Raw genomic sequence first — 26,232 nt, forward strand, 5'->3', positions numbered from 1 at the left:
TTTCCTCTTTCAGAGTCAACCCGTTATTTCAGGATTTTTTCTCTTCAACCGAACCGCTTGTTGTGTGAAGTGATTCACATCCGCCGTGTCGATGGAGGCGCATTATAGGGATCCCATTTTTTAGCACAAGTATTTTTTAGATCTTTTTTTCCGACTGCTGATTTTCCGCGCTTTTCGCTGAAATCCCGCCCGATCTGCTTAAATATTGACGTATTTTGCCTTGCCTCGATCCATTACTATGATCAAAGTCTTCTGTATAGCGCTCATTGTTAGAGGTAGATATGCCCGCAGTATTACGTCCTTATAAAGATCTCTTCCCCCAAAAAGGCGATCGCGTGATGATCGATGCCAGCAGCGTGGTGATCGGTGATGTCCGAATGGCCGATGACGTCAGCATCTGGCCGCTCGTCGCCATCAGGGGAGATGTTAACTATGTGTCGATTGGTGCACGCACCAATATTCAGGACGGTAGCGTTCTGCATGTCACACACAAATCCTCCTATAACCCAGAGGGCAATCCCCTCATCATTGGAGAAGAGGTTACCGTCGGCCATAAAGTGATGCTTCACGGCTGTACTATCGGAAACCGGGTACTTGTTGGCATGGGGTCGATTTTGCTGGATGGCGTCATCGTAGAAGATGACGTAATGATTGGTGCCGGCAGCCTGGTCCCGCAGAACAAACGGCTCGAGAGCGGCTATCTCTATCTGGGAAGCCCGGTAAAACAGATCCGCCCCCTGAAGGAGGCAGAGATCGAAGGGTTAAAATACTCGGCGAACAACTACGTTAACTGGAAGAATGACTATTTGGATCAGGACAGCCAAACCCAGCCCTGATCGTTTTCCTGCTGTTCGCGGATTAAATCGCTGGCTTCCTCTTCCAGATCCCAGCGATTTTCGCAAAATACCGCTATCGGGTCTGAACCGCCAAAACGACGCAGCAGGGTTTCCCCATGAATGGCACAGGTAAGTTGCATACCCTGAACCAGCACCGGAAAACAAACCGCTTGTTTACTCTCATCCCAGTTCTCTCTGTCCGGGAAATGGATAGCCTGGTTCACGCCGACAGCTCCTGCTTTAACTTTTCAATGACAGGTTCGACCGCAGGCAACACGCCATGCCAGAGCAGCACCGCATGCGCAGCCTGACCCACCAGCATTCCCAGTCCATCGGCTAACTGTTTCGCGCCGTGTTGTTCACACCAGTTAAGGAAAGGCGTCTTCCCTTTCTGATAAAACATGTCATAGAAGTACATATGCGCGCTGACGAGAGAGGCGGGAATTGCCGGGATCTCGCCATTAATGCCGCTGGACGTGGCGTTGATGACAAGATCGAACTCACGATCGGCAAGATCGTCAAGCGCTACCGCGCTTACGCTGCCGGTATGCGCAAACAACGCCGCCAGCGCTTCTGCACGGGAAAAGGTTCTGTTGGTAATGGTCACCGCGCAGTCCAGTGAAAGCAGAGGCAACAGTACTCCCCGTGATGCGCCACCCGCACCAATCAGCAGGACCCGGAACCCAGGCTTAATAAATGACAGTCGTTCCAGATCGCTAAGTAAACCAATTCCGTCGGTGTTGTCCCCCAAAAGGCGGCCATCCTCAAGCCGTTTTAGGGTATTGACTGCACCAGCCAGTGAAGCGCGTTCGGTCAGCTCATCCGCACGTTCGAAGGCTTCCTCTTTAAAAGGGACCGTCACATTCGCGCCTTTACCGCCCGCGGCGAAAAAAGCCTCCAGCGTTGGAATAAATGCATCCACCGGTGCCAGTACGCGACCATAGGGATGATTTATCTGCAGCTGCTTCGCAAATTGCTGATGGATCAACGGTGACTTGCTGTGTGCAATCGGATTACCAAAAACAGCATAGGTTTCCATGAGATTACCCCTGGCGAAAACGTTCGCCGGTCAAGGCGTCGCGAATTTCAGACGGATTCAGGCGCCCTCCCGTTTCACCGACAGCAACAGGGAAGTCATTCCCGAACTGCGCCAGTACTTCTTCGGTTGTCCGACAAGGCGGCAATCCGGTCAGGTTGGCGCTGGTTGAGACCAGCGGTTTACCAAACGCCAGACAAAGCTCAACCACCAGCGGATGGTCAGTTACGCGAACGGCGAGGGAATCAAATCGTCCGGTTAACCAGCGCGGCGTTGTCGGCTGCGCCGGGAAGACGAAGGTCACCGGTCCAGGCCACGCGGAGAAGATAGTCTCGCGCTGCGCTGGCGTCAGCATGGAGTCATCGATATAGGGTTTAAGCTGCTCGTAATTCGCAGCGATCAAAATCAGCCCTTTCTCGACGGGTCTTTGTTTTAAGGCAAGCAGACGGCTCACAGCCGTCTCGCTGTCAGGATCGCAACCGACCCCAAAAACAGCTTCAGTTGGATAGGCGATGACTTCTTCATTTTTCAGTACGTCCACTGCATGCGCAATGGAGCCTGATGGCAGGTTATTATTCACTGTTTTGATCCGCCGAAACCGGCTTTCCACATTGTTTACTGGCGCAGAAGCGTTTCATGCCTTGCGCGGTTTTCTTCTCTATAAGTAGCGGATAATTGCAATGAGGGCAGGTTCCCGCTACCGGTTTAAAATTGATAACGAACTGGCATTCAGGATAGCGATCGCACGAATGGAAGGTCTTACCATAACGGGAGCGGCGCTGTACCAATTGACCGCGCTGACACTGAGGGCACGCAATTGCCGTTTCATCAGGCTTATCAATTTGTTCCGTATGCTCGCATTCCGGGTAGCGGCTACATCCAATAAACATGCCGAAACGCCCCTGACGCAGGGCTAATTCACCACCGCAGACTGGACAAAACTGCCCCTCCAGAATTTTAACGATATGTCCATCCGCCTGGCTTTTCAGGGGACGGACATAATCACATTCCGGATACTGTGAACAACCGAGAAACGGGCCGTGTTTCCCGGACCGAATAACAAGTTCAGCCCCGCACTGCGGGCAGGGCTCGTTTTTATGCACCGTGAATAGTGCTGATTTGGCCATAACAACTCTTGGTGCTGCACATTGAATTAGTGCAGCATACCTTCATTCACTTCAAAGAGTAATTCTTCCATTTGCTGATAGGCATTTTCACAGCCCGGGATATTAAACAGAACCATCAGGATCACCCACTTGAGGTCTTCCAGTTCAAATTCTGCTGTATCCAGCGCCATGACGCGCTCTATCACCATTTCTCTCGTTTCGAGGTTCAGCACCTGAATCTGCTCAAGGAATAAGATGAACCCCCGGCAGCTGGCGTCCAGCCTTTCACACTCTTCTGCGGTATAAATGCGTACTGACAATGGGTCAGAAGCAAGCTGCATCGGTTCGGCGAGGCCTTCCTGATAATCAGCCAGTTTTTCCAGCCACATCAACGCATTATAGATATCTTCCCGCTCAAACCCCGCATCGGTAAGATCCTGTGTCAATTTGTCCTGATCCACTCGCATTTCTGCTTCGTTATGGATGTAAGTCTCAAACAAATACATCAGTACGTCGAACATGGCATGCCCTCCTTAATCGGACATAGCCGCCGGGTACAGCTGCGATCCACCCTGCTAACTCCAGTTCGAGTAGCTGTGCTACCGTTACTGGCACAGGTTGGCCGGCACGTTCAGCGACAACGTCAACAGGTGTTACCTCATCTCCTACGTTAGCCAGGAGCTTGGGAAATGGCAATGCCACCTTTCCCTGATCTGATGAATATTGTCGCTTTTCGGGATCTTCCTGCAGCCATTGCAACCCATATTGCAAATTTTCAAGAATATCCCCTACTTCCGTTACCGGTGTTGCCCCTTGCTTAATCAGCCAGTGGGGCCCCTCGCATCCGGGGTTGCCTATCGGACCAGGCAAGGCGAAGACTTCTCGCCCCTGTTCGAGCGCGCATCGCGCCGTGACCAGCGAACCGCTTCTCCGCGCCGCTTCAACGACCAGCACGCCTTTGCTAAGCCCGCTGATAATGCGATTACGACGCGGAAAGTTTGCCGGCCTGGGCTGCACGGAAAGCGGAAACTCAGACACTATCGCGCCGCCAGATTCAATAAGCCGCATCGCCAATACCTGATGTCGGCGCGGATAAATGCTAAAAAGACCGTTCCCGAGCACCGCTACACTTTGTCCCTTCACTGACAGCGCCGCGCTGTGGGCAACGCCGTCAATACCGCAGGCCAGCCCGCTGGTGATCGTAAAACCGCTTTGTGACAGTTGTTCGCACAGGATTTTCCCCCATCGCTCGCCGTACCATGACGGCGCACGACTGCCGACCACGGCCAGTTGAACCGTATTAAGCGCCTCAGGGTTACCTTTTACGAATAATGCTCCGGGATAATCAGGAATCGTTCGGAGCAAAGGGGGATAAAGCGGATGGTTGGCCGTCAATAAGTGATTTCCCGGCTGCTCAAGCCACATCAGGCTACGTTCCAGCTCGCTCTCGTCTGGCGCAAAGAACCGTTCAGCCTGCTTTGCCGTCAGTCCGGCGTTCCTGGCGACGAGCGCATCAATGTTCTCCTGCTTCTGCAGTCGCGCAGCCGCTTCCAGCATTACATCACCACACAGACACCCTGTGTGTATTAGCCGTAGCCATATCTCGATAGACGTCATCCTTTCCCCTGCCATAAGCGGCTTCCGCAATCATTGCGATTGGTCACTGATGCTGTCAATCGATGGGGGATTTGTCTAGAATAGAGAGAGTATTCTTATCAACTCCTGAACACGACTCTGGAAATTTATGGCAGTTTTGCAAGTGTTACATATTCCGGACGAGCGCCTTCGCATCGTCGCTGAACCGGTCAAAGAAGTGAATGCAGAAATCCAGCGTATCGTTGATGATATGTTCGATACCATGTACGCCGAAGAAGGCATTGGCCTGGCGGCGACGCAGGTGGACATTCACAAGCGTATTATCGTGATTGATGTTTCTGAAAATCGTGATGGCCGCCTGGTGCTGATCAACCCTGAGTTGCTCGAAAAGAGTGGCGAAACCGGTATCGAGGAAGGCTGTCTGTCCATTCCTGAACAGCGTGCGTTAGTGCCGCGTGCCGAAAAAGTGAAAATTCGCGCCCTGGATCGCGACGGTAATCCGTTCGAACTGGAAGCAGACGACCTGCTGGCGATTTGTATTCAGCATGAGATGGATCACCTGGTCGGTAAACTGTTTATCGATTATCTCTCACCGCTGAAACAGCAGCGTATTCGTCAGAAAGTAGAAAAACTGGATCGTTTGCGTTCTCGCGCATAACGTCCCCCCGGATACAAGGATCATCGTGTCTAAAACACTACGAATTATCTTCGCGGGAACCCCTGATTTTGCAGCGCGTCATCTTGACGCGCTGTTATCTTCTGGTCACCAGGTTGTTGGCGTCTTTACCCAACCGGACCGTCCGGCAGGTCGCGGTAAAAAACTGATGCCGAGCCCCGTAAAGGTGCTGGCAGAAGAGCATGGGCTACCCGTTTTCCAGCCCGCATCGTTACGCCCACAGGAAAATCAGCAGCTGGTTGCTGACCTGAATGCCGACGTAATGGTGGTGGTGGCTTACGGTTTAATTCTACCAAAAGCTGTGCTCGATATGCCTCGCCTGGGGTGCATCAACGTGCATGGGTCTCTGCTCCCGCGCTGGCGTGGTGCTGCACCTATCCAGCGCTCGCTGTGGGCAGGTGATGCCGAAACGGGCGTTACCATCATGAAGATGGACGTAGGTTTAGACACCGGCGATATGCTGTATAAACTGGCCTGCCCCATTACGCCAGACGATACCAGCGCCACGCTGTATGACAAACTGGCAGACCTTGGTCCACAAGGGCTTATCGAGACGCTCCAGCAGCTGGCTGATAATACGGCGAAACCGGAAGTTCAGGATGACGCACTGGTGACGTATGCCGAAAAACTGAGCAAGGAAGAAGCGCGGATCGACTGGTCCCTTTCAGCCGCTCAACTTGAACGCTGCATTCGTGCCTTTAATCCGTGGCCAATGAGCTGGATGGAGATTGATGAGCAGCCGGTGAAAGTCTGGAAAGCCTCCGTCATTAGCGGTAATACCACGGCTGAACCCGGTACGATTGTTGACGCCAATAAGAACGGGATCCAGGTGGCGACTGCGCAAGGGATCCTGAATCTTGAATCGCTACAACCGGCCGGAAAGAAGGCCATGAGCGCTCAGGATCTGTTAAATTCCCGCCGCGAATGGTTTATTCCGGGCAATCGTCTTGCCTGAGCAAATTTATCCTTAAGGCCCGGTGTTTCCGGGCATTTTTATTTTTACGGTTATGAAAAAACAAAATCTACGCAGTATGGCGGCTCAGGCCGTCGAGCAGGTTATCGAGCAGGGTCAGTCATTAAGTAACGTCCTGCCTCCTCTGCAACAAAAAGTCTCTGATAAAGACAAAGCTCTGCTTCAGGAGCTCTGCTTTGGCGTTCTGCGCACGCTTTCTCAGCTTGAATGGTTGATTAACAAGCTGATGTCACGCCCAATGACAGGCAAGCAGCGCACCGTACACTATTTGATTATGGTGGGTTTTTATCAGCTTCTTCATACCCGCATCCCACCTCATGCCGCGCTGGCTGAGACGGTGGAAGGTGCCGTTGCGATTAAACGCCCTCAGCTGAAAGGGCTGATCAACGGCGTACTGCGTCAGTTCCAGAGACAGCAGGAAGAGCTTCTGGCTGAATTTGCCCAAAACGAAGCACGTTTTCTGCACCCGGACTGGCTGTTGAAGCGCCTGAAAAAAGCCTATCCACAGCAGTGGCAGGAAATTGCCGATGTCAACAACCAGCGTCCACCAATGTGGTTACGCGTGAATCGTAATCACCACACCCGTGACGCATGGCTGGCATTACTTGAAGAAGCCGGAATGAGTGGATTCCCGCATGAAGCCTATCCGGATGCTGTACGCCTGGCCTCACCGTCACCGGTGCATGCATTACCCGGTTTTGATGAAGGCTGGGTAACCGTACAGGATGCCTCGGCTCAGGGTTGCATGACCTGGCTTGAACCCCAAAATGGTGAGCAGATCCTCGATCTGTGCGCCGCGCCTGGGGGGAAAACAACGCATATTCTTGAAGTGGCTCCACAGGCCAGCGTGATGGCAGTGGACGTCGATGAACAGCGTCTTTCACGCGTCTACGACAACCTCAAGCGTCTGGGCATGAAGGCTCAGGTTAAGCAAGGCGATGGACGCAAACCCGCAGAATGGTGTGGTGAAACACAATTCGATCGCATTTTGCTGGACGCCCCCTGCTCTGCAACCGGTGTTATTCGTCGTCATCCGGACATCAAATGGCTACGCCGCGATCGTGATATTAAGGAACTTGCCCAACTGCAATCCGACATTCTCGACGCTATTTGGCCACATCTTAAACCTGGCGGAACGCTGGTCTATGCAACCTGCTCTGTACTCCCGGAAGAAAACAGCCAGCAAATCGCGGCCTTCCTTAAACGTACCCCAGACGCCGCGCTGCGCGATACGGGAACGCCTGAATCCCCGGGTCTGCAGAACCTGCCGGGTGCTGAAGAGGGTGATGGCTTCTTTTACGCTAAGCTAATCAAAGAGTGATGTTGAGAACAGGTCACGAGATATGAAGATTATCATTCTGGGTGCAGGACAGGTGGGCGGAACGCTGGCGGAAAACCTGGTTGGCGAAAACAACGACATCACAATTGTTGATACCAACGGCGATCGTCTGCGTGTCTTACAGGACAAGTTTGACCTGCGCGTGGTGCAGGGTCATGGTTCGCACCCACGCGTTCTTCGTGAGGCGGGTGCCGACGATGCCGACATGCTGGTTGCGGTAACCAGTTCTGACGAAACCAATATGGTGGCCTGTCAGGTGGCCTACTCGCTTTTCAACACGCCAAACCGAATCGCGCGTATTCGCTCTCCGGACTATGTTCGCGATGCTGAGAAACTGTTTAATTCCGAAGCGGTCCCGATTGACCATCTCATCGCGCCAGAACAGCTGGTTATCGACAATATCTATCGTCTGATCGAATATCCGGGCGCCCTGCAGGTGGTGAACTTTGCCGAAGGTAAAGTGAGCCTGGCAGTGGTTAAAGCCTATTACGGTGGACCATTGATCGGCAATGCGCTTTCCACCATGCGCGAGCACATGCCGCATATCGATACGCGCGTCGCAGCCATTTTCCGTCACGACAGGCCAATCCGCCCGCAAGGTTCCACGATTGTCGAAGCAGGTGATGAGGTCTTCTTTATTGCGGCCTCACAGCATATTCGTGCGGTGATGAGTGAACTTCAGCGTCTCGAAAAACCCTATAAACGCATTATGCTGGTCGGCGGCGGCAATATAGGTGCAGGTCTGGCACATCGGTTAGAAAAAGATTACAGCGTAAAATTGATCGAGCGCGATCAACAGCGTGCTGCTGAACTGGCGGAAAAACTGCAAAATACGATCGTATTTTATGGCGATGCGTCGGATCAGGAGTTGCTGGCTGAAGAGCATATTGATCAAGTTGATCTCTTTATTGCCGTCACCAACGACGACGAGGCGAATATAATGTCCGCCATGCTCGCCAAGCGTATGGGAGCAAAGAAGGTCATGGTGCTTATCCAGCGCAAGGCGTATGTCGATCTGGTCCAGGGCAGCGTAATTGATATTGCCATTTCGCCGCAGCAGGCGACAATTTCCGCACTTCTGAGCCATGTTCGTAAAGCGGATATTGTCGGTGTGTCATCGCTCCGCCGTGGCGTAGCGGAAGCCATTGAAGCCGTTGCTCACGGAGATGAAACTACGTCACGCGTCGTGGGCCGGTCGATCGACGAAATTAAGCTGCCACCAGGCACGATTATCGGCGCCGTTGTGCGTGGGAATGACGTCATGATTGCCAATGACAATTTACGTATTGAGCAAGGCGATCACGTAATTATGTTCCTTACCGATAAAAAGTTTATTACCGACGTCGAACGTTTATTCCAGCCAAGTCCATTCTTCCTTTAAACCTTTAAAGAGTTGGGTGCTCGAGAAAGAGCACCCACACTTTATCCTTTTCATTTCTGTGCCTTTCATTTTTCATAACGTTTAATTATCCCGAATGGCAATTGGCTAATCATTTGTTAAACTTATACTCGTCAGCTGGCACAAGGAGAGAACAATGAGTTTTATTAAAGAATTTCGCGAATTTGCGATGCGCGGGAACGTGGTGGATTTGGCAGTGGGTGTCATTATTGGTGCAGCATTCGGCAAGATTGTTTCATCATTAGTGGCCGACATTATCATGCCACCTTTAGGGCTGTTAATCGGGGGCATTGATTTCAAACAATTCGCTTTCACACTGCGTGAAGCGCAAGGTGATGTTCCGGCAGTAGTTATGCACTATGGCGTATTCATTCAGAACGTATTTGATTTTGTGATTGTCGCGTTTGCCATTTTTATGGCTATCAAGCTGATCAACAGGCTCAACCGTAAAAAAGAAGAGCCGGCTGCAGCACCTGCACCAACCAAAGAAGAAGTGCTGCTGAGTGAGATCCGCGATCTGCTAAAAGAGCAGAATAACCGCGTATAATCAACAGATAAAAGCAGGAAGGCCAGTGGTAAATAAGCGATTCGCTTGCTTGCCACTGGCCTCCCAGTTACCCCGTTTTTCATGTTTGTTTTTACGCAGATAACTTCCTTTCCCTTTTTTATTCTTCTCAACGCGCTGCCTGAATAACGGGTCGTGAAGTAACGCCTCAATGGCATTGTCCTTAATTTGTCCTTTCGTGTGCTGATAGCGGCTCATAATGTCTCCAGAGCAGGGTTTATGACGACGGGAGTCTAGACCCGGATGAACTAAAAATCAACAGCCCTGTTTTTCTCCACTCGCTCCCTGTTCAAGGGCTTCGAGAATTGAACAGTAAATACTGCTGTGGGCCGTCCCGCAGCAGGCATCATTCAGCCTTTGCAGAGAGCGCTGCATGGTTTGCAATTCCTGAATGCGTGCTTCCACTTCATCCAGCCGGGACTGCACAATGCTTTTAGATTCCTGGCAGGTGTGATGTTCCGGATCGATGCGGATCGATAATAACTCGCGGATCGAATCCAGCGTGAAGCCGAGCTGACGCGCGTAACGAATAAACCGCAGTCGCTGCAGATCGTTATCGGTATAAAGGCGAAAGCCCCCTTCAGTACGAACTTCATGATCGATCATCTGCTGCTTTTCGTAATATCGGATGGTATCCGGCGTGACGTTCGCAAGCTTCGCAAGTTCACCGATGCGGTACATAACTACTCCTCGTTTATTTTCTGCATCACTCTTTCGCCGTATTCTCCGCGCAGAAAATCAGTGTTCATCCCAGCCTGGCGCAGCTTGAGTTCAAGCAGGGCGAGGCGGCGGCTAAGTTCAGAGTATCGCGGATCGTCATGGCGGATCCCTTTGAGAAGATCGGCCAGTTCTACAGCCTCTCTGCGCTGTTCGAGCTCCGGAGGGAGACATCCTGCATTTTTAAGTAAACGGTATCCAGCCCGTAGTTCAGGCGCAATGTACGAATCATCATCAAGCACAAGGGGTTCGCCGCTACCCGGAAGATCGTCGAATTCACCTTTACTTTGGGCATCGCGAATATGTCGTTCTGCCCACTGGTCAAGCAACCACATTACCAGCTCCTGGGGATGAACAGAATTGATACAGACATTGTAGAGAAGTGGGGATATCGCGGATATAAAAAAACCCGCCGGAGCGGGTTTTTTTACGTTACTACAGATTACTCTGCAGCAGCTTCTGCTTTCTCTGAACGATCAACCAGCTCGATGTAAGCCATCGGCGCGTTGTCGCCTGCACGGAAACCACACTTCAGAATGCGAGTGTAACCACCGGCACGGCTCGCGAAACGCGGGCCCAGTTCGTTAAACAGTTTTGCCACGATCTCGTTATCACGAGTGCGGGCGAATGCCAGACGACGATTAGCAACGCTGTCAGTCTTGGCAAGAGTAATCAGCGGCTCAACTACGCGACGCAGCTCTTTCGCTTTAGGCAGGGTCGTCTTGATGATCTCATGACGAACCAGTGAACCTGCCATGTTGCGGAACATAGCCTGGCGATGGCTGCTGTTGCGGTTCAGTTGACGACCACTCTTACGATGGCGCATGACCTTATCCTTCTCAGTAAAACCTTAACCTGTGATCCGGTTACTCGTCAGCAATGCTTGCCGGTGGCCAGTTTTCCAGGCGCATGCCCAGAGACAAACCACGTGAAGCCAGCACGTCTTTAATCTCAGTAAGAGATTTTTTACCCAGGTTCGGCGTTTTCAGCAACTCAACCTCGGTACGCTGTACCAGATCACCGATATAGTGGATAGCTTCTGCCTTGAGGCAGTTAGCAGAGCGGACAGTCAATTCGAGATCGTCAACAGGGCGCAGCAGGATCGGATCGAATTCTGGTTTCTCTTCTTTCACTTCCGGCTGACGTACATCACGTAAGTCAACGAAAGCTTCCAGTTGTTCTGCCAGGATGGTTGCCGCACGACGAATCGCCTCTTCAGGATCGATTGTGCCGTTGGTTTCCATTTCGATGACCAGCTTGTCCAGGTCGGTACGCTGTTCTACACGCGCTGCTTCAACATTGTAGGCAATACGCTCTACAGGGCTGTAGCATGCGTCGACCAGCAGACGGCCGATTGGGCGCTCATCTTCTTCCGAATGAATTCGGGCAGAAGCCGGCACATAACCACGACCGCGCTGAACTTTGATACGCATGCTAATAGCTGCGTTCTCATCGGTCAGGTGGCAGATCACGTGCTGCGGCTTGACGATTTCAACATCACCGTCGTGGGTGATGTCGGCTGCAGTCACAGGGCCAATGCCAGATTTATTCAGAGTAAGAATAACTTCATCTTTACCCTGAACTCTCACCGCCAGCCCTTTCAGGTTGAGCAGGATTTCAAGGATATCTTCCTGAACGCCTTCTTTGGTGCTGTACTCATGAAGTACACCATCAATCTCAACCTCGGTCACCGCGCAACCCGGCATCGATGAGAGCAGAATACGGCGCAGTGCGTTACCCAGAGTATGGCCAAAGCCACGCTCTAAAGGCTCAAGGGTCACCTTGGCGTGCGTCGAACTCACTTGCTCGATATCTACCAGGCGCGGTTTTAGAAACTCTGTCACAGAACCCTGCATTGTGTCCTCTCTTTGGTACTAAGCTTTACTTGGAGTAAAGCTCGACGATCAGGTGTTCGTTAATGTCCGCAGACAGATCAGAACGTTCTGGCTGACGCTTGAACGTACCTTCCATCTTGCCAGCATCAACTTCCAGCCAGGTTGGCTTTTCACGCTGCTCAGCCAGCTCCAGAGCGGCCTTCACGCGAGATTGCTTTTTCGCTTTCTCACGAATGCTAACAACGTCATTCGCTTTAACCTGATAAGAAGCGATGTTAACAACACGACCGTTTACCATGATTGCTTTGTGGCTAACCAGCTGACGTGATTCAGCACGAGTAGCGCCGAAGCCCATACGGTATACAACGTTGTCCAGACGACCTTCCAGCAGAGCCAGCAGGTTTTCACCTGTGTTGCCTTTCAGACGTGCTGCTTCTTTATAGTAGTTACGGAACTGACGCTCCAGCACACCGTACATACGGCGAACTTTTTGCTTTTCACGCAACTGCACACCATAGTCAGACAGACGCGGTTTACGCGCACCGTGCTGGCCAGGAGCTTGTTCAATTTTACACTTGGTATCGATCGCGCGAACGCCAGACTTAAGGAATAAGTCGGTGCCCTCACGACGGCTCAGCTTGAGCTTAGGACCCAAATATCTTGCCATTTTCTATCTCCAACTAACCTAAAAAACGGAGCGTTATACGCGACGTTTTTTCGGCGGACGACAACCGTTATGAGGGATCGGAGTCACATCAGTAATATTCGTGATGCGGAAACCAGCGGCGTTCAGAGCGCGAACAGTAGATTCACGACCCGGACCCGGACCTTTAACCATAACTTCCAGATTCTTGATGCCGTATTCTTTTACGGCTTCTGCGCAACGCTCTGCTGCAACCTGAGCTGCGAACGGAGTGGATTTGCGAGAACCACGGAAACCGGAACCACCGGCTGTTGCCCAACCCAATGCGTTACCCTGACGATCAGTAATAGTAACGATGGTGTTGTTGAAAGAAGCATGGATATGAGCCACGCCGTCAGAGACTTGTTTTCTTACACGTTTACGTGCACGAACTGGTGCCTTTGCCATTATTCAATCACCCCGATTATTTCTTGATCGGTTTGCGCGGACCCTTACGGGTACGTGCGTTGGTCTTAGTACGCTGACCGCGCACTGGCAGACCACGACGATGACGCAAACCGCGATAGCAACCAAGATCCATCAGGCGCTTGATGCTCATGCTGATTTCACGGCGCAGATCACCTTCAACGACAAATTTGGCAACTTCGTCACGCAGCGTGTCGATTTGTTCTTCAGACAGCTCACTGATCTTAACATCTTCAGCGATACCCGCTGCAGCCAGAATGGCTTTAGAACGGGTCTTGCCGACGCCGTAGATCGAAGTTAATGCGATCACAGCATGTTTCTGATCAGGAATGTTAATGCCTGCTATACGGGCCACTATGCACTCCTACTATTTAATATGTACGCACCATGCTGAAAAGCCCGTTTTCAGGATACTCAAATGGAAACGTACAGACATACAAAAGATTGGCTGGCTAATCTAGCCAGCTCAACCCAACTTTGCAAGAAAAATATGCGAAATAATCAGCCTTGGCGCTGTTTATGCTTCGGCTCGGCACTGCAAATCACACGGATGACACCATCACGCTTAACGATTTTGCAGTTACGGCATAATTTCTTGACGGAAGCACGAACTTTCATTTTTACTCTCCGTAACTTCTCAGACGACCATTTAGCGGCCGTAGCCTTTCAGGTTCGCCTTCTTCAATGCAGACTCGTACTGACTCGACATCATCAGAGTTTGCACTTGAGCCATAAAGTCCATAATCACGACAACAACGATAAGCAGTGAGGTCCCACCGAAGTAGAACGGTACTTTCATTGCATCACGCATGAACTCCGGGATCAGGCAGATAAAAGTAATATAAAGCGCACCAACCAAAGTCAGGCGAGTCATTACTTTATCGATATACTTCGCCGTTTGCTCTCCCGGACGAATTCCTGGTACAAATGCACCGGACTTCTTCAGGTTATCTGCTGTTTCACGCGGGTTGAAGACCAACGCCGTGTAGAAGAAACAGAAGAAGATGATCGCAGACGCATAGAGTAACACATAAAGTGGTTGCCCAGGCTGCAAATACAGCGAAATTGTTGTCAGCCAGTTCCAACCAGTACCGCCCCCGAACCATGACGCGATGGTTGCCGGGAACAGAATAATACTGGAAGCGAAGATAGCCGGGATAACCCCCGCCATGTTCACTTTCAGCGGTAAATGTGTGCTCTGTGCAGCATAGACACGACGACCTTGCTGACGTTTAGCGTAGTTCACCACAATGCGGCGTTGACCACGTTCAACGAAGACAACAAAGAACGTCACTGCAAATACTAATACTGCAACCAACAGCAACAGGAGGAAGTGCAGGTCGCCTTGACGCGCTTGCTCGATAGTGTGGGCGATGGCTGGCGGGAGGCCCGCAACAATACCGGCGAAGATAATGATTGAGATACCGTTACCGATACCACGCTCAGTAATCTGTTCGCCGAGCCACATCAGGAACATAGTACCTGTGACCAGACTTACAACAGCGGTGAAGTAGAATGCAAAGCCCGGGTTTAACACCAGGCCCTGCATACCAGGCATATTCGGCAGACCGGTAGCAATACCGATCGACTGGAATATTGCCAGCACCAGAGTACCGTAACGGGTGTACTGACTAATCTTACGACGTCCAGACTCCCCTTCTTTCTTCAACTCTGCCAGGGCCGGATGAACGACCGTCAGCAGCTGGATAATTATAGATGCCGAAATGTACGGCATAATACCCAATGCAAAGATAGAAGCACGGCTGAGAGCACCACCAGAGAACATGTTGAACATTTCAATGATGGTGCCTCGCTGTTGCTCAAGCAGTTTGGCAAGTACAGCGGCATCGATACCAGGGATCGGAATAAAAGAGCCAATACGGAACACAATCAGCGCGCCGATAACAAACAGCAGTCTGCGTTTCAGCTCGCCAAATCCACCTTTGGCACTTTGAAAATCTAATCCCGGTTGCTTAGCCATCTGCTACTTATTCCTCAATTTTACCGCCAGCAGCTTCGATAGCAGCACGAGCACCTTTAGTAACACGCAGGCCACGAACAGTTACCGGAGTAGAAACTTCACCAGCCAGGATCACTTTCGCGAACTCGATCTGGATACCGATAATGTTTGCTGCTTTCAGCGTGTTCAGGTCTACAACGCCGCCTTCAACTTTCGCCAGGTCAGACAGACGGATTTCCGCTGTAATCGCTGCTTTGCGAGAAGTGAAGCCGAACTTCGGCAGACGACGGTACAGTGGCATCTGGCCACCCTCGAAACCGCGACGTACGCCACCGCCAGAACGAGAGTTCTGACCTTTGTGACCACGACCACCGGTTTTGCCGAGGCCAGAACCGATACCACGACCCAGGCGTTTACCCGCCTTTTTAGAGCCTTCGGCCGGAGACAGAGTATTTAAACGCATCTCTTACTCCTCAACTTTAACCATGAAGTAAACCGCGTTGACCATACCACGAACAGCAGGAGTATCCTCGCGCTCAACGGTATGACCAATACGACGCAGACCCAGGCCAAGCAGCGTTGCCTTGTGTTTCGGCAGACGACCGATTGCACTGCGGGTTTGAGTGATTTTAATAGTCTTTGCCATGGTCAATTACCCCAGAATTTCTTCAACGGATTTACCACGCTTGGCAGCGACCATTTCTGGAGAATTCATATTTTCCAGGCCATCAATAGTTGCACGAACCACGTTGATCGGGTTGGTGGAACCATATGCTTTGGCCAGAACGTTATGAACCCCAGCAACTTCCAGAACGGCGCGCATTGCACCACCGGCGATGATACCGGTACCTTCTGAAGCTGGCTGCATGAATACACGAGACCCCGTGTGAACACCTTTAACTGGGTGCTGCAGGGTGCCGTTGTTCAGCGCGACGTTAATCATATTGCGACGGGCTTTTTCCATCGCTTTCTGGATCGCTGCTGGAACTTCACGCGCTTTACCGTAACCAAAACCAACGCGACCGTTACCATCGCCTACTACAGTCAGAGCTGTGAAGGAGAAAATACGACCACCTTTAACGGTTTTAGATACGCGGTTTACCGCGATCAGCTTTTCCTGCAGTTCGCCAGCCTGTTTTTCGATGTGAGCCATCTTACACCTCTACCTTAGAACTGAAGGCCAGCTTCACGGGCAGCATCTGCCAGTGCCTGGACACGACCATGATATTGGAACCCGGAACGGTCAAAGGAAACATTGCTGATGCCTTTTTCCAGAGCGCGTTCAGCAACAGCTTTACCTACAGCTGCAGCGGCGTCTTTGTTACCGGTGTACTTCAATTGTTCTGAGATAGCTTTTTCTACAGTAGAAGCAGCTACCAGAACTTCAGAACCGTTCGGTGCAATTACCTGTGCGTAAATATGACGCGGGGTACGATGTACCACCAGGCGAGTTGCACCCAGCTCTTTGAGCTTGCGGCGTGCGCGGGTCGCACGACGGATACGAGCAGATTTCTTATCCATAGTGTTACCTTACTTCTTCTTAGCCTCTTTGGTACGCACGACTTCGTCGGCGTAACGAACACCCTTGCCTTTATAAGGCTCAGGACGACGGTAGGCGCGCAGATCTGCTGCAACCTGACCGATCAGCTGTTTATCAGCGCCTTTCAGCACGATTTCAGTTTGAGTCGGACATTCTGCAGTGATACCGGCCGGCAGCGGATGCTCAACAGGGTGTGAGAAGCCCAGAGACAGGCCTACTGCATTCCCTTTGATAGCTGCACGATAACCTACACCAACCAGCTGAAGCTTTTTAGTGAAGCCTTCGGTAACACCAACAACCATTGAGTTCAGCAGGGCACGCGCGGTACCAGCCTGAGCCCATCCATCCACGAAACCATCACGTGGACCGAAGGTCAGAGCATTATCTGCATGTTTAACTTCAACAGCTTTGTTGAGGGTACGAGTCAGCTCGCCGTTTTTACCTTTGATCGTAATAACCTGACCGTCGATTTTTACATCAACGCCGGCAGGAATAACGACCGGTGCTTTAGCAACACGAGACATTCTTTCCTCCGATTAGGCTACGTAGCAGATAATTTCGCCACCAAGACCAGCTTGGCGCGCTGCACGATCAGTCATAACACCTTTAGAGGTAGAAACAACTGCGATACCAAGACCAGCCATAACTTTTGGCAGCTCATCTTTTTTCTTATAGATGCGCAGGCCTGGGCGGCTGACACGCTGAATGCTTTCTACAACAGCTTTACCCTGGAAATACTTGAGAGTAAGTTCCAGTTCCGGCTTGGTGTCGCCTTCAACTTTAAAATCTTCGATAAAACCTTCTTCCTTCAGCACGTTGGCAATTGCCACTTTCAGCTTGGCGGAAGGCATGGTGACCGCAACTTTGTTCGCGGCCTGACCGTTACGGATACGGGTCAGCATATCCGCGATCGGATCTTGCATGCTCATCTGTCTTTACTCCCGTGATTCAATTGGTAATTACCAGCTAGCCTTTTTCAAGCCTGGCACTTCACCGCGCATAGCGGCTTCACGCAGTTTGATACGGCTCAACCCAAACTTGCCCACATAACCATGTGGACGACCTGTTTGACGACAGCGGTTACGCTGACGAGACGGGCTGGAATCACGCGGCAGAGACTGCAGCTTGAGAACCGCATTCCAACGATCTTCGTCGGAAGCGTTCACATCAGAAATGATCGCTTTCAGTTCAGCGCGTTTAGCGAAGAATTTATCAGCTAAAGCTACGCGCTTTACTTCGCGTGCTTTCATTGATTGCTTAGCCATTCAGTAACCCTACCTTACTTGCGGAACGGGAAGTCAAAGGCAGCCAGCAGAGCACGGCCTTCTTCGTCAGATTTCGCAGTAGTGGTAATGGTAATATCCAAACCACGCACGCGGTCGACTTTATCGTAGTCGATTTCTGGGAAGATGATCTGCTCACGGACACCCATGCTGTAGTTACCACGACCGTCGAAAGACTTAGCGGACAAGCCACGGAAGTCACGGATACGTGGAACAGCAATAGTGATCAGGCGCTCAAAGAACTCCCACATGCGTTCGCCACGCAGAGTTACTTTACAGCCGATCGGATAGCCCTGACGGATTTTGAAGCCTGCAACAGATTTGCGTGCTTTGGTGATCAGCGGTTTTTGACCGGAGATTGCTGTCAGGTCAGCTGCTGCGTTATCCAGCAGTTTCTTGTCAGCGATCGCTTCACCAACACCCATGTTCAGGGTGATCTTCTCGACCCGAGGGACTTGCATGACAGAATTGTAGTTAAACTCAGTCATGAGTTTGTTAACTACTTCGTCTTTGTAGTAATCATGCAGTTTCGCCATCGTACTACTCCAAATTACTTGATAGTTTCGCTGTTAGACTTGAAGAAACGGACTTTTTTGCCGTCTTCGAATCTAAAGCCTACACGGTCAGCCTTGCCGGTAGCCGCATTGAAGATTGCAACGTTAGAAACCTGAATAGCAGCTTCTTTTTCAACGATGCCACCTGGTTGGTTCAGGGCCGGAACCGGCTTCTGATGTTTCTTAACCAGGTTGATACCTTCAACGACAAGTTTGCCGGAAGACAGAACATTTTTTACTTTACCGCGTTTACCTTTATCTTTACCGGTTAACACGATAACTTCGTCATCACGACGGATTTTCGCTGCCATGATTCGCTCCTTAGAGTACTTCTGGTGCCAGAGAGATAATTTTCATGAACTTCTCAGTACGAAGTTCACGAGTTACCGGCCCAAAGATACGCGTGCCGATAGGCTGCTCGCTGTTATTGTTTAAAATAACGCATGCATTACCATCGAAGCGAATGACAGAACCGTCAGGGCGACGAACACCCTTCTTGGTGCGCACCACTACCGCCTTCAGCACATCACCTTTTTTGACCTTACCACGTGGAATTGCTTCCTTGATGGTGATCTTGATGATGTCGCCTACGCCTGCGTAGCGACGGTGCGAGCCACCCAGAACCTTGATACACATTACGCGACGTGCACCGGAGTTGTCGGCGACGTTCAGCATAGTCTGTTCTTGGATCATTTTAGTGCTCCGCTAATGTCAACTACTACCTGAGACTCTAAAATCAGAGCCGTTAAAAAGCCCCATATCGAGGGCGCGGCATTATAACACCGCTTCTGCAATATGGGTAGAAAAAATAAACGGCTCATCGCTGAGCCGTTTATTCGTATTGAGAAGGCGTACTGTATTACAGAACCGCTTTCTCTACAACGCGAACCAGCGTCCAGGACTTAGTCTTGGACAGTGGACGGCATTCACGGATTTCAACCTTGTCGCCGATACCACATTCGTTGTTCTCGTCATGTACGTGCAGTTTGGTCGTACGCTTGATGAATTTACCGTAGATCGGGTGTTTCACAATACGTTCGATAGCTACAACAATGGATTTCTCCATTTTGTCGCTAACAACACGACCTTGCAGAGTACGGATTTTATCGGTCATTACGCACCCGCCTTCTGAGTCAGTAAAGTCTTAACGCGTGCAACATTGCGACGCACTTGCTTCAGCAGGTGAGTCTGTTGCAGCTGGCCACTTGCAGCCTGCATACGCAGGTTGAACTGCTCACGCAGCAGGTTCAGCAGCTCAGCGTTCAGCTCTTCAACGCTTTTTTCACGCAGCTCTTTTGCTTTCATTACATCACCGTCTTAGTTACAAAGGTGGTTTTGATAGGCAGTTTCGCTGCTGCCAGGCCGAAGGCTTCACGGGCCAGCTCTTCCGGAACACCGTCCATTTCATAAAGGACTTTGCCCGGTTGGATCAAGGCAACCCAGTACTCCACGTTACCTTTACCTTTACCCATACGAACTTCCAGCGGCTTCTCGGTGATCGGTTTGTCCGGGAATACACGGATCCAGATCTTACCTTGACGCTTAACTGCACGGGTCATTGCACGACGTGCTGCTTCGATCTGACGTGCAGTCAGACGACCACGGCCAACAGCTTTCAGACCGAAAGTGCCGAAGCTAACATCCGTACCCTGCGCCAGACCACGGTTGCGGCCTTTGTGCACTTTACGGAATTTTGTACGCTTTGGTTGTAACATCAGCGACGCTCCTTATTTACGGCCTTTACGCTGCTGCTTTTTAGGTTGAGCAGCCGGTTTTTCCGGTTGTTCAACAGCAGCCATACCACCCAGGATCTCACCTTTGAAGATCCATACCTTAACGCCGATTACACCGTAAGTGGTGTGCGCTTCAGAGGTGTTGTAGTCGATGTCAGCACGCAGAGTGTGCAGCGGTACGCGACCTTCACGGTACCATTCGGTACGTGCGATTTCCGCGCCGCCCAGACGGCCGCTAACTTCAACTTTAATACCTTTAGCGCCCAGACGCATTGCGTTCTGTACAGCACGCTTCATAGCACGACGGAACATAACACGACGTTCCAGCTGTGAAGTGATGCTGTCAGCAACCAATTTAGCGTCCAGTTCAGGCTTACGAACTTCAGCGATATTGATCTGTGCAGGAACGCCAGCGATATCCGCTACGACCTTGCGCAGTTTTTCTACGTCTTCGCCTTTCTTACCGATAACGATGCCAGGACGAGCAGTGTGAATAGTCACACGGATGCTCTTTGCTGGACGCTCGATAACGATACGAGATACAGACGCTTTAGCCAGTTCCTTAGTCAGGTACTGACGTACTTTAAAATCGCTGTCCAGGTTGTCAGCGAATTCTTTGGTGTTCGCAAACCAGGTAGAGTTCCATGGTTTTACAATACCCAGGCGAATACCATTAGGATGTACTTTCTGACCCATTGCTAGTCTCCAGAGTCTCAGCGATCGGACACAACCACAGTAATGTGGCTGGTGCGCTTCAGGATGCGATCTGCACGACCTTTCGCACGCGGCATAATGCGCTTCATGCTTGGGCCTTCATCTACGAAAATTTTCGCGACTTTCAGATCGTCGATGTCAGCGCCATCGTTGTGTTCAGCGTTAGCAATGGCAGATTCCAGTACTTTCTTGACCAATACCGCAGCTTTCTTGTTGGTATAGGTCAGGATGTCCAGGGCCTGCGACACTTTCTTACCGCGAATCAGGTCAGCAACAAGGCGAACCTTCTGAGCAGAAGAACGAGCATGGCGATGTTGAGCTAAAGTTTCCATCTCTTCCTCCTACCTTATTTCTTCTTCGCTTTTTTATCAGCAGCGTGGCCGCGATAAGTACGAGTCGGTGCGAATTCACCCAGTTTGTGACCAACCATTTCGTCGGTAACAAAGACTGGAACGTGCTGACGACCATTATGGACAGCGATGGTCAAACCGATCATGTTAGGAAAGATCGTTGAACGACGGGACCAAGTGCGCAGGGGCTTCTTGTCTCCGCTTTCCACCGCTTTCTCTACCTTCTTCAGCAAGTGCAGGTCAATAAAAGGACCTTTCTTGAGAGAACGTGGCATGGCTTATCCTCTAAAATTATTTGCTACGGCGACGTACGATAAATTTATCAGTACGCTTGTTGCTGCGGGTCTTCTTACCTTTGGTCTGAACGCCCCACGGAGTTACCGGGTGCTTACCAAAGTTACGACCTTCACCACCACCATGTGGGTGGTCGACTGGGTTCATCGCAGTACCGCGAACGGTAGGACGAACACCACGCCAGCGTGCAGCACCTGCTTTACCCAGAACGCGCAGCATATGCTCAGCATTGCCAACTTCGCCCAGAGTAGCGCGGCAGTCTGCTTCGACTTTACGCATTTCACCAGAACGCAGACGCAGGGTGACATAAGCACCATCACGAGCAACGATCTGAACGTAAGTACCAGCGGAACGTGCCAGCTGACCGCCTTTACCTGGTTTCATTTCTACGTTATGAACGGTAGAACCAACCGGGATATTGCGCATCGGCAGGGTGTTGCCTGCTTTGATTGCAGCATCAACGCCAGACTGAATCTGGTCGCCAGCTTTCAGGCCTTTAGGGGCCAGGATGTAACGGCGTTCGCCGTCTTTGTACAGAACCAGCGCGATGTTCGCGGAACGGTTCGGATCGTACTCAAGACGTTCAACAACTGCTGGGATACCGTCTTTGTTGCGTTTGAAGTCAACAATACGATAAGCCTGCTTGTGGCCACCACCGATGTGACGAGTGGTGATACGGCCATTGTTGTTACGACCACCGGATTTGCTGTTTTTTTCCAGCAACGGAGCAAAAGGTTTGCCCTTGTGCAGCTCAGGGTTAACCACTTTAACTACGTGGCGACGACCCGGAGATGTCGGTTTACATTTAACAACTGCCATTGTATTACTCCTCCGACTTACTCAGCGCCGCCAACGAAGTCCAGATTCTGGCCTTCTTTCAGGGTGACGTAAGCTTTTTTCCAGTCGCTACGACGACCGATACGCTGTCCGTGACGTTTAACTTTCCCTTTAACTACCAGGGTGTTAACGACTTCGACTTCGACTTCAAACAGTTTCTGCACAGCAGCTTTGATCTCTGCTTTGGTCGCGTCTTTAGCAACTTTGAGAACGATGGTGTTTGTTTTTTCCATCGCAGTAGACGCTTTTTCAGAAACGTGCGGTGCGCGAAGCACCTTCAGCAGACGTTCTTCACGAATCATGCCAGCATCTCCTCAACTTGCTTAACAGCATCAGCAGTCATTACGACTTTGTCGAAGGCGATCAGGCTAACCGGGTCGATACCAGTCGCATCGCGTACGTCAACCTTGTGCAGGTTACGTGCGGCCAGGAACAGGTTCTCGTCCAGCTCACCGGTGATGATCAGCACATCTTCCAGAGCCATGTCTTTCAGTTTCTGTGCCAGCAGCTTAGTTTTAGGCGCTTCAACAGAGAACTTCTCGACAACGATCAGACGATCCTGACGTACCAGTTCGGACAGAATGCTTTTCAGCGCGCCGCGGTACATCTTTTTGTTAACTTTTTGACTGTGGTCCTGTGGACGCGCAGCGAAGGTCACGCCACCTGAACGCCAGATCGGGCTCTTGATAGAACCTGAACGCGCACGGCCGGTACCTTTCTGGCGCCATGGCTTTTTGCCAGAACCAGTTACTTCAGCACGAGTCTTCTGAGCACGAGTACCCTGACGAGCACCAGCTGCATAAGCAACTACAACCTGGTGAACCAGCGCTTCGTTGAAATCACGACCGAAGGTAGTTTCGGAAACAGTCAGCGCGCTCTGCGCGTCTTTCAATACTAATTCCATTGCTATCCCCTTACGCCTTCACAGCTGGTTTAACGATCAGGTCGCTACCGGTTGCACCCGGAACTGCACCTTTAACCAGCAGCAGGTTGCGCTCAGCGTCAACACGTACTACGTCCAGGCTCTGAACGGTTACACGTTCGTTACCCAGCTGACCTGCCATTTTCTTGCCTTTGAACACTTTGCCCGGAGTCTGGTTCTGACCGATAGAACCCGGAACGCGGTGAGACAAGGAGTTACCGTGGGTAGCGTCCTGGGTACGGAAGTTCCAGCGCTTAACGGTACCAGCAAAACCTTTACCTTTAGAGGTACCGGTTACGTCAACTTTTTTAACGTCAGCAAACAGCTCAACGCTAATGTCCTGACCTACGGTGAACTCTTCGCCTTCAGCAAGACGGAATTCCCACAGACCACGGCCAGCTTCTACGCCAGCTTTAGCGAAGTGACCCGCTTCTGGTTTGGTTACACGGTTAGCTTTTTTAGCACCAGTGGTCACCTGAACAGCGCGGTAGCCATCGTTAGCCAGATCTTTAACCTGGGTAACGCGGTTTGCTTCAACTTCGATTACGGTTACTGGGATTGAAACGCCATCTTCAGTGAAGATGCGGGTCATGCCCACTTTTTTACCGACTAAACCAATCATTGTATCAACCTCTCAATCGCTCGATGACCTGATTAACCCAGGCTGATCTGCACGTCTACACCGGCAGCCAGATCCAGACGCATCAGAGCATCAACGGTTTTCTCAGTTGGCTCAACGATGTCAACCAGACGCTTGTGAGTGCGGATTTCGTACTGATCGCGCGCGTCTTTGTTGACGTGCGGGGAGATCAGAACGGTGAAGCGCTCTTTGCGGGTCGGCAGCGGGATCGGACCACGGACTTGCGCACCAGTGCGCTTAGCAGTCTCGACGATTTCCGCGGTTGATTGATCGATCAGACGATGATCAAACGCTTTAAGGCGGATACGGATTCTTTGGTTCTGCATGAGACCAGAGCTCCAATTATTTTATAAACGAAAATGATTACTCCTCAAACCCATTACGATTGATGGGAGAGTGTAACCGTTCTTACGTAGCTCCCCAATTGGGAGCATTGTTGAGTAACAAAATGAGCTACTCTGGTTCAGATTGAACCCGCCGTCAATTACGACAAGCCCGCGCATTATACGTAAATCTGGGCAAGACGCAAGTGCCGTTTAGAAATTAAGCGCCTGAGGCGCAGTATGCGTAGGGCCACGCAACTTTTCACGCAATGTATCCCTTCTCAATGCTTTGTCTCGAGCCCCTACGCAATTGTCGTTTTTGTCGATTGCCGGCCAGGCCGATTATAACGAGTATGCGCTCAAACCCTTTTGAGGCCATTTCCATGTTAACCACCCTCCCCTTTTTGCTGGTCTATTTTTCGCTGACGGCCTTTCTTGTCCATGCAGATATTCGCTACGGTCTGCTTCCCGACAAATTTCTCTGCCCGCTGCTCTGGACGGGCCTGCTCTTTCAGCTCTGTATCAATCCTGATTTTCTGGCGAATGCGGTGGTGGGTGCGATGGCTGGATATATCGGCTTTGCCGTTATTTACTGGGGCTATCGGTTTATCTGCCGGCGTGAAGGGATGGGATATGGCGATGTAAAATACCTGGCGGCGCTTGGCGCGTGGCATGGCTGGTGCATGCTGCCTACGCTGGCGTTACTCGCTGCGCTTATGGCGCTACTTAGCATTCTTGTGTTTTCGTTACTCACCCCTGAAAAAAGGGCATTAAAAAACCCACTGCCTTTTGGGCCATTTCTGGCAGCAGCGGGTTTATGCGTAGGTTGGAAGACGGTTGTTACTCTTCCACTTTAATCTGCGACTGAAGGTAGTTCTGCAGGCCGATTTTAGCAATCAGGTCCAGCTCCGTTTCCAGCCAGTCAATGTGGCCTTCTTCATCGGCCAGGATCTGGATCATCATATCGCGACTGACGTAGTCATGTACGCTGTCTGCGTAGGCAATGGCTTCACGGAGATCTTTGGCGCCTTCAAGCTCCAGCCTGAGGTCGGAACGCAGCATCTCTTCGACATCTTCTCCGATGCCCAGCTTTCCGAGATCCTGCAGGTTTGGAATGCCTTCAAGGAATAAAATACGCTCGATATATTTATCGGCGTGCTTCATTTCATCGATCGATTCATGGTACTCAACGTCGTTCAGACGTTTAAGCCCCCAGTTTTTGAACATTCTCGCGTGAAGAAAGTACTGGTTAATTGCGACAAGCTCATTTCCCAATAATTTATTGAGATAACTTATGATTTTAACATCACCTTTCATTATATAGTCCCTCCGCTTCCACTCATTGAAGCGTAGATCGGGCTACAGGGATGTCAAAAAAAAGATGGGCGCTTACGCGATCTCTTTGTATTCCGGGATCTGCATCAATTCGTCCTGCATGATTTCTCGCGCAGCACGTACACATTTACCGCATTGATTTCCCACCGGAACAAATTTGCGTAACTGCTGAAATGACTGAGGCTGAAACTGGCGAACGGCCTGACGTATTTTCTTGTCGCTTACACCATTACATAAACAAACGTACATAGAGACTCCCGTTCAAATTATGCGCAAAGTGTAAGTGAGAATGGTTATGATTACAATAGCACAAGCGCCACAATACGGGGCGGGAGCAGGCAAAAAATGCGAAATTTTGTGACAGTGCCTGAACGGCAGAAAACAAAAAAGGACGCCGAAGCGTCCTTTTTTTATTCAGGGATAATTAATTAGCCCAGAACTTTAGCAACAACGCCCGCGCCAACGGTACGGCCGCCTTCACGGATTGCGAAACGCAGACCGTCGTCCATCGCGATTGGGTGGATCAGAGTCACAACCATCTTGATGTTGTCGCCTGGCATT

At 51.0% G+C, this 26,232-nt stretch carries 46 protein-coding genes and 1 pseudogene; 7 read left to right on the forward strand and 40 right to left on the reverse strand.

Features of this window, described 5'->3' with window-relative positions:
• Window positions 1-281 precede the first annotated feature (281 nt).
• On the forward strand, window positions 282-836 hold the full coding sequence (locus tag AB8846_RS22755; protein ID WP_370733758.1) for a gamma carbonic anhydrase family protein: 555 nt from the start codon (window positions 282-284) through the stop codon (window positions 834-836).
• On the opposite strand, the gene AB8846_RS22760 is transcribed toward AB8846_RS22755, so the two are convergent.
• From AB8846_RS22760 to dprA, 6 genes are read right to left on the reverse strand one after another with little or no spacing between them, the layout of a single operon-like run.
• A complete protein-coding gene (locus AB8846_RS22760) occupies window positions 812-1,060 on the reverse strand; it encodes a DUF1488 domain-containing protein (protein WP_370733759.1) in 249 nt (82 codons plus the stop codon). The genes AB8846_RS22755 and AB8846_RS22760 overlap by 25 nt on opposite strands.
• Window positions 1,057-1,875, reverse strand: coding sequence for a shikimate dehydrogenase (aroE, locus tag AB8846_RS22765; RefSeq protein WP_023309443.1), 819 nt, complete (start codon window positions 1,873-1,875; stop codon window positions 1,057-1,059). Before aroE ends, AB8846_RS22760 begins: the two co-directional genes overlap by 4 nt.
• A 4-nt stretch (window positions 1,876-1,879) precedes the next feature.
• Window positions 1,880-2,452, reverse strand: coding sequence for an L-threonylcarbamoyladenylate synthase type 1 TsaC (gene tsaC / locus AB8846_RS22770; protein WP_023309444.1), 573 nt, complete (start codon window positions 2,450-2,452; stop codon window positions 1,880-1,882).
• On the reverse strand, window positions 2,445-2,999 hold the full coding sequence (locus AB8846_RS22775; RefSeq protein WP_370733760.1) for a topoisomerase DNA-binding C4 zinc finger domain-containing protein: 555 nt from the start codon (window positions 2,997-2,999) through the stop codon (window positions 2,445-2,447). The genes tsaC and AB8846_RS22775 overlap by 8 nt, the downstream gene beginning before the upstream one ends.
• Window positions 3,000-3,025: 26 nt before the next feature.
• Window positions 3,026-3,499, reverse strand: coding sequence for a DUF494 family protein Smg (smg, locus tag AB8846_RS22780; protein ID WP_008503477.1), 474 nt, complete (start codon window positions 3,497-3,499; stop codon window positions 3,026-3,028).
• A complete protein-coding gene (gene dprA / locus AB8846_RS22785; protein WP_370733761.1) occupies window positions 3,471-4,595 on the reverse strand; it encodes a DNA-protecting protein DprA in 1,125 nt (374 codons plus the stop codon). The genes smg and dprA overlap by 29 nt, the downstream gene beginning before the upstream one ends.
• 127 nt (window positions 4,596-4,722) lie before the next feature.
• On the opposite strand from dprA, the gene def reads away from it, so the two are divergent.
• From def to mscL, 5 genes are all read left to right on the forward strand, one after another.
• Complete coding sequence (def, locus tag AB8846_RS22790) at window positions 4,723-5,232, forward strand: peptide deformylase (protein WP_008503479.1); 510 nt, start codon at window positions 4,723-4,725, stop codon at window positions 5,230-5,232.
• A gap of 25 nt (window positions 5,233-5,257) precedes the next feature.
• Entirely contained in the window at window positions 5,258-6,205 is a 948-nt protein-coding gene (gene fmt, locus AB8846_RS22795) for a methionyl-tRNA formyltransferase (protein WP_370733762.1), read from the forward strand.
• A gap of 52 nt (window positions 6,206-6,257) precedes the next feature.
• The gene (gene rsmB / locus AB8846_RS22800) at window positions 6,258-7,544 is read left to right on the forward strand and encodes a 16S rRNA (cytosine(967)-C(5))-methyltransferase RsmB (protein WP_370733763.1); all 1,287 of its coding nucleotides are present in this window, start codon (window positions 6,258-6,260) and stop codon (window positions 7,542-7,544) included.
• A gap of 22 nt (window positions 7,545-7,566) precedes the next feature.
• On the forward strand, window positions 7,567-8,943 hold the full coding sequence (trkA, locus tag AB8846_RS22805) for a Trk system potassium transporter TrkA (RefSeq protein WP_008503482.1): 1,377 nt from the start codon (window positions 7,567-7,569) through the stop codon (window positions 8,941-8,943).
• A gap of 154 nt (window positions 8,944-9,097) precedes the next feature.
• Window positions 9,098-9,508, forward strand: a complete 411-nt coding sequence (mscL, locus tag AB8846_RS22810; protein ID WP_023309449.1) for a large-conductance mechanosensitive channel protein MscL — start codon at window positions 9,098-9,100, stop codon at window positions 9,506-9,508.
• Here the strand turns inward: mscL and AB8846_RS22815 are convergent, their stop codons facing one another.
• The 31 genes from AB8846_RS22815 to rpsJ all read right to left on the reverse strand — a co-directional run bounded on the left by AB8846_RS22815 (window position 9,509) and on the right by rpsJ (window position 24,339).
• Complete coding sequence (locus AB8846_RS22815) at window positions 9,509-9,724, reverse strand: alternative ribosome-rescue factor A (protein WP_063145680.1); 216 nt, start codon at window positions 9,722-9,724, stop codon at window positions 9,509-9,511.
• Window positions 9,725-9,781: 57 nt separating this feature from the next.
• Window positions 9,782-10,207, reverse strand: coding sequence for a Zn(2+)-responsive transcriptional regulator (gene zntR / locus AB8846_RS22820; RefSeq protein ID WP_063145679.1), 426 nt, complete (start codon window positions 10,205-10,207; stop codon window positions 9,782-9,784).
• Window positions 10,208-10,209: 2 nt separating this feature from the next.
• Window positions 10,210-10,578 (reverse strand): DUF1992 domain-containing protein, encoded by a 369-nt coding sequence (locus tag AB8846_RS22825; protein ID WP_370733764.1) that lies wholly within the window; start codon window positions 10,576-10,578, stop codon window positions 10,210-10,212.
• 107 nt (window positions 10,579-10,685) lie between these two features.
• Window positions 10,686-11,069: a 50S ribosomal protein L17 gene (gene rplQ / locus AB8846_RS22830; RefSeq protein WP_001216368.1), complete on the reverse strand. Its 384-nt coding sequence runs from the start codon at window positions 11,067-11,069 to the stop codon at window positions 10,686-10,688.
• Window positions 11,070-11,109: 40 nt separating this feature from the next.
• Entirely contained in the window at window positions 11,110-12,099 is a 990-nt protein-coding gene (gene rpoA, locus AB8846_RS22835) for a DNA-directed RNA polymerase subunit alpha (protein ID WP_002919219.1), read from the reverse strand.
• 25 nt (window positions 12,100-12,124) lie between these two features.
• Window positions 12,125-12,745 carry a 30S ribosomal protein S4 gene (gene rpsD / locus AB8846_RS22840; RefSeq protein ID WP_004868345.1) on the reverse strand — a complete coding sequence of 207 codons (621 nt, stop codon included), beginning with the start codon at window positions 12,743-12,745 and terminating at the stop codon, window positions 12,125-12,127.
• Between the two features lie 33 nt (window positions 12,746-12,778).
• Entirely contained in the window at window positions 12,779-13,168 is a 390-nt protein-coding gene (rpsK, locus tag AB8846_RS22845) for a 30S ribosomal protein S11 (protein WP_003863312.1), read from the reverse strand.
• Between the two features lie 16 nt (window positions 13,169-13,184).
• The gene (rpsM, locus tag AB8846_RS22850) at window positions 13,185-13,541 is read right to left on the reverse strand and encodes a 30S ribosomal protein S13 (RefSeq protein WP_003863308.1); all 357 of its coding nucleotides are present in this window, start codon (window positions 13,539-13,541) and stop codon (window positions 13,185-13,187) included.
• A 146-nt stretch (window positions 13,542-13,687) separates the two neighbouring features.
• Window positions 13,688-13,804: a 50S ribosomal protein L36 gene (rpmJ, locus tag AB8846_RS22855; RefSeq protein ID WP_000868187.1), complete on the reverse strand. Its 117-nt coding sequence runs from the start codon at window positions 13,802-13,804 to the stop codon at window positions 13,688-13,690.
• 31 nt (window positions 13,805-13,835) lie between these two features.
• On the reverse strand, window positions 13,836-15,167 hold the full coding sequence (secY, locus tag AB8846_RS22860; protein WP_003863305.1) for a preprotein translocase subunit SecY: 1,332 nt from the start codon (window positions 15,165-15,167) through the stop codon (window positions 13,836-13,838).
• Window positions 15,168-15,174: 7 nt separating this feature from the next.
• The gene (gene rplO / locus AB8846_RS22865; RefSeq protein WP_003863304.1) at window positions 15,175-15,609 is read right to left on the reverse strand and encodes a 50S ribosomal protein L15; all 435 of its coding nucleotides are present in this window, start codon (window positions 15,607-15,609) and stop codon (window positions 15,175-15,177) included.
• Window positions 15,610-15,612: 3 nt separating this feature from the next.
• Window positions 15,613-15,792: a 50S ribosomal protein L30 gene (gene rpmD / locus AB8846_RS22870; RefSeq protein WP_003863301.1), complete on the reverse strand. Its 180-nt coding sequence runs from the start codon at window positions 15,790-15,792 to the stop codon at window positions 15,613-15,615.
• Between the two features lie 6 nt (window positions 15,793-15,798).
• Complete coding sequence (gene rpsE, locus AB8846_RS22875) at window positions 15,799-16,299, reverse strand: 30S ribosomal protein S5 (protein WP_003863299.1); 501 nt, start codon at window positions 16,297-16,299, stop codon at window positions 15,799-15,801.
• 14 nt (window positions 16,300-16,313) lie between these two features.
• On the reverse strand, window positions 16,314-16,667 hold the full coding sequence (gene rplR / locus AB8846_RS22880; protein ID WP_003863297.1) for a 50S ribosomal protein L18: 354 nt from the start codon (window positions 16,665-16,667) through the stop codon (window positions 16,314-16,316).
• Window positions 16,668-16,676: 9 nt separating this feature from the next.
• Window positions 16,677-17,210, reverse strand: coding sequence for a 50S ribosomal protein L6 (rplF, locus tag AB8846_RS22885; protein ID WP_003863296.1), 534 nt, complete (start codon window positions 17,208-17,210; stop codon window positions 16,677-16,679).
• Between the two features lie 12 nt (window positions 17,211-17,222).
• Window positions 17,223-17,615, reverse strand: a complete 393-nt coding sequence (gene rpsH / locus AB8846_RS22890) for a 30S ribosomal protein S8 (protein WP_006178918.1) — start codon at window positions 17,613-17,615, stop codon at window positions 17,223-17,225.
• A gap of 30 nt (window positions 17,616-17,645) precedes the next feature.
• Window positions 17,646-17,951: a 30S ribosomal protein S14 gene (rpsN, locus tag AB8846_RS22895; protein ID WP_003863291.1), complete on the reverse strand. Its 306-nt coding sequence runs from the start codon at window positions 17,949-17,951 to the stop codon at window positions 17,646-17,648.
• Between the two features lie 14 nt (window positions 17,952-17,965).
• The gene (gene rplE, locus AB8846_RS22900) at window positions 17,966-18,505 is read right to left on the reverse strand and encodes a 50S ribosomal protein L5 (RefSeq protein ID WP_001096206.1); all 540 of its coding nucleotides are present in this window, start codon (window positions 18,503-18,505) and stop codon (window positions 17,966-17,968) included.
• Between the two features lie 14 nt (window positions 18,506-18,519).
• The gene (gene rplX / locus AB8846_RS22905) at window positions 18,520-18,834 is read right to left on the reverse strand and encodes a 50S ribosomal protein L24 (protein ID WP_003863287.1); all 315 of its coding nucleotides are present in this window, start codon (window positions 18,832-18,834) and stop codon (window positions 18,520-18,522) included.
• Window positions 18,835-18,844: 10 nt separating this feature from the next.
• Window positions 18,845-19,216 carry a 50S ribosomal protein L14 gene (rplN, locus tag AB8846_RS22910; RefSeq protein ID WP_002919748.1) on the reverse strand — a complete coding sequence of 124 codons (372 nt, stop codon included), beginning with the start codon at window positions 19,214-19,216 and terminating at the stop codon, window positions 18,845-18,847.
• Between the two features lie 166 nt (window positions 19,217-19,382).
• Complete coding sequence (gene rpsQ / locus AB8846_RS22915) at window positions 19,383-19,637, reverse strand: 30S ribosomal protein S17 (protein WP_008503489.1); 255 nt, start codon at window positions 19,635-19,637, stop codon at window positions 19,383-19,385.
• On the reverse strand, window positions 19,637-19,828 hold the full coding sequence (gene rpmC / locus AB8846_RS22920; protein WP_003863282.1) for a 50S ribosomal protein L29: 192 nt from the start codon (window positions 19,826-19,828) through the stop codon (window positions 19,637-19,639). The genes rpsQ and rpmC overlap by 1 nt, the downstream gene beginning before the upstream one ends.
• Window positions 19,828-20,238, reverse strand: a complete 411-nt coding sequence (gene rplP / locus AB8846_RS22925; protein WP_002919759.1) for a 50S ribosomal protein L16 — start codon at window positions 20,236-20,238, stop codon at window positions 19,828-19,830. The genes rpmC and rplP overlap by 1 nt, the downstream gene beginning before the upstream one ends.
• 12 nt (window positions 20,239-20,250) lie before the next feature.
• Entirely contained in the window at window positions 20,251-20,952 is a 702-nt protein-coding gene (gene rpsC / locus AB8846_RS22930; protein WP_000529945.1) for a 30S ribosomal protein S3, read from the reverse strand.
• Window positions 20,953-20,969: 17 nt separating this feature from the next.
• A complete protein-coding gene (gene rplV / locus AB8846_RS22935; protein ID WP_002919773.1) occupies window positions 20,970-21,302 on the reverse strand; it encodes a 50S ribosomal protein L22 in 333 nt (110 codons plus the stop codon).
• Between the two features lie 14 nt (window positions 21,303-21,316).
• The gene (rpsS, locus tag AB8846_RS22940; protein WP_001138117.1) at window positions 21,317-21,595 is read right to left on the reverse strand and encodes a 30S ribosomal protein S19; all 279 of its coding nucleotides are present in this window, start codon (window positions 21,593-21,595) and stop codon (window positions 21,317-21,319) included.
• A 16-nt stretch (window positions 21,596-21,611) separates the two neighbouring features.
• A complete protein-coding gene (gene rplB, locus AB8846_RS22945; protein ID WP_000301859.1) occupies window positions 21,612-22,433 on the reverse strand; it encodes a 50S ribosomal protein L2 in 822 nt (273 codons plus the stop codon).
• Between the two features lie 17 nt (window positions 22,434-22,450).
• A complete protein-coding gene (rplW, locus tag AB8846_RS22950) occupies window positions 22,451-22,753 on the reverse strand; it encodes a 50S ribosomal protein L23 (protein WP_000617546.1) in 303 nt (100 codons plus the stop codon).
• A complete protein-coding gene (gene rplD, locus AB8846_RS22955; RefSeq protein WP_000424395.1) occupies window positions 22,750-23,355 on the reverse strand; it encodes a 50S ribosomal protein L4 in 606 nt (201 codons plus the stop codon). The genes rplW and rplD overlap by 4 nt, the downstream gene beginning before the upstream one ends.
• 10 nt (window positions 23,356-23,365) lie before the next feature.
• Window positions 23,366-23,995: a 50S ribosomal protein L3 gene (gene rplC / locus AB8846_RS22960; protein ID WP_006178923.1), complete on the reverse strand. Its 630-nt coding sequence runs from the start codon at window positions 23,993-23,995 to the stop codon at window positions 23,366-23,368.
• 32 nt (window positions 23,996-24,027) lie between these two features.
• Entirely contained in the window at window positions 24,028-24,339 is a 312-nt protein-coding gene (gene rpsJ, locus AB8846_RS22965) for a 30S ribosomal protein S10 (protein ID WP_001181005.1), read from the reverse strand.
• 380 nt (window positions 24,340-24,719) lie between these two features.
• Between rpsJ and AB8846_RS22970 the strand changes: the two genes are divergently transcribed.
• A complete protein-coding gene (locus AB8846_RS22970) occupies window positions 24,720-25,193 on the forward strand; it encodes an A24 family peptidase (RefSeq protein ID WP_370733765.1) in 474 nt (157 codons plus the stop codon).
• Here AB8846_RS22970 and bfr read toward each other — a convergent pair.
• From bfr to tuf, 3 genes and pseudogenes are all read right to left on the reverse strand, one after another.
• Window positions 25,177-25,653, reverse strand: coding sequence for a bacterioferritin (gene bfr / locus AB8846_RS22975; RefSeq protein ID WP_008503492.1), 477 nt, complete (start codon window positions 25,651-25,653; stop codon window positions 25,177-25,179). The two genes, AB8846_RS22970 and bfr, sit on opposite strands and share 17 nt — an antisense overlap.
• Window positions 25,654-25,725: 72 nt before the next feature.
• Window positions 25,726-25,920 carry a bacterioferritin-associated ferredoxin gene (bfd, locus tag AB8846_RS22980; RefSeq protein WP_008503493.1) on the reverse strand — a complete coding sequence of 65 codons (195 nt, stop codon included), beginning with the start codon at window positions 25,918-25,920 and terminating at the stop codon, window positions 25,726-25,728.
• Between the two features lie 179 nt (window positions 25,921-26,099).
• Window positions 26,100-26,232 (reverse strand): annotated as a pseudogene (tuf, locus tag AB8846_RS22985) (elongation factor Tu); the annotation flags it as partial.

Source organism: Enterobacter sp. KB-221C9 (assembly GCF_041320715.1).
GTDB classification, from domain to species: domain Bacteria; phylum Pseudomonadota; class Gammaproteobacteria; order Enterobacterales; family Enterobacteriaceae; genus Enterobacter; species Enterobacter asburiae_D.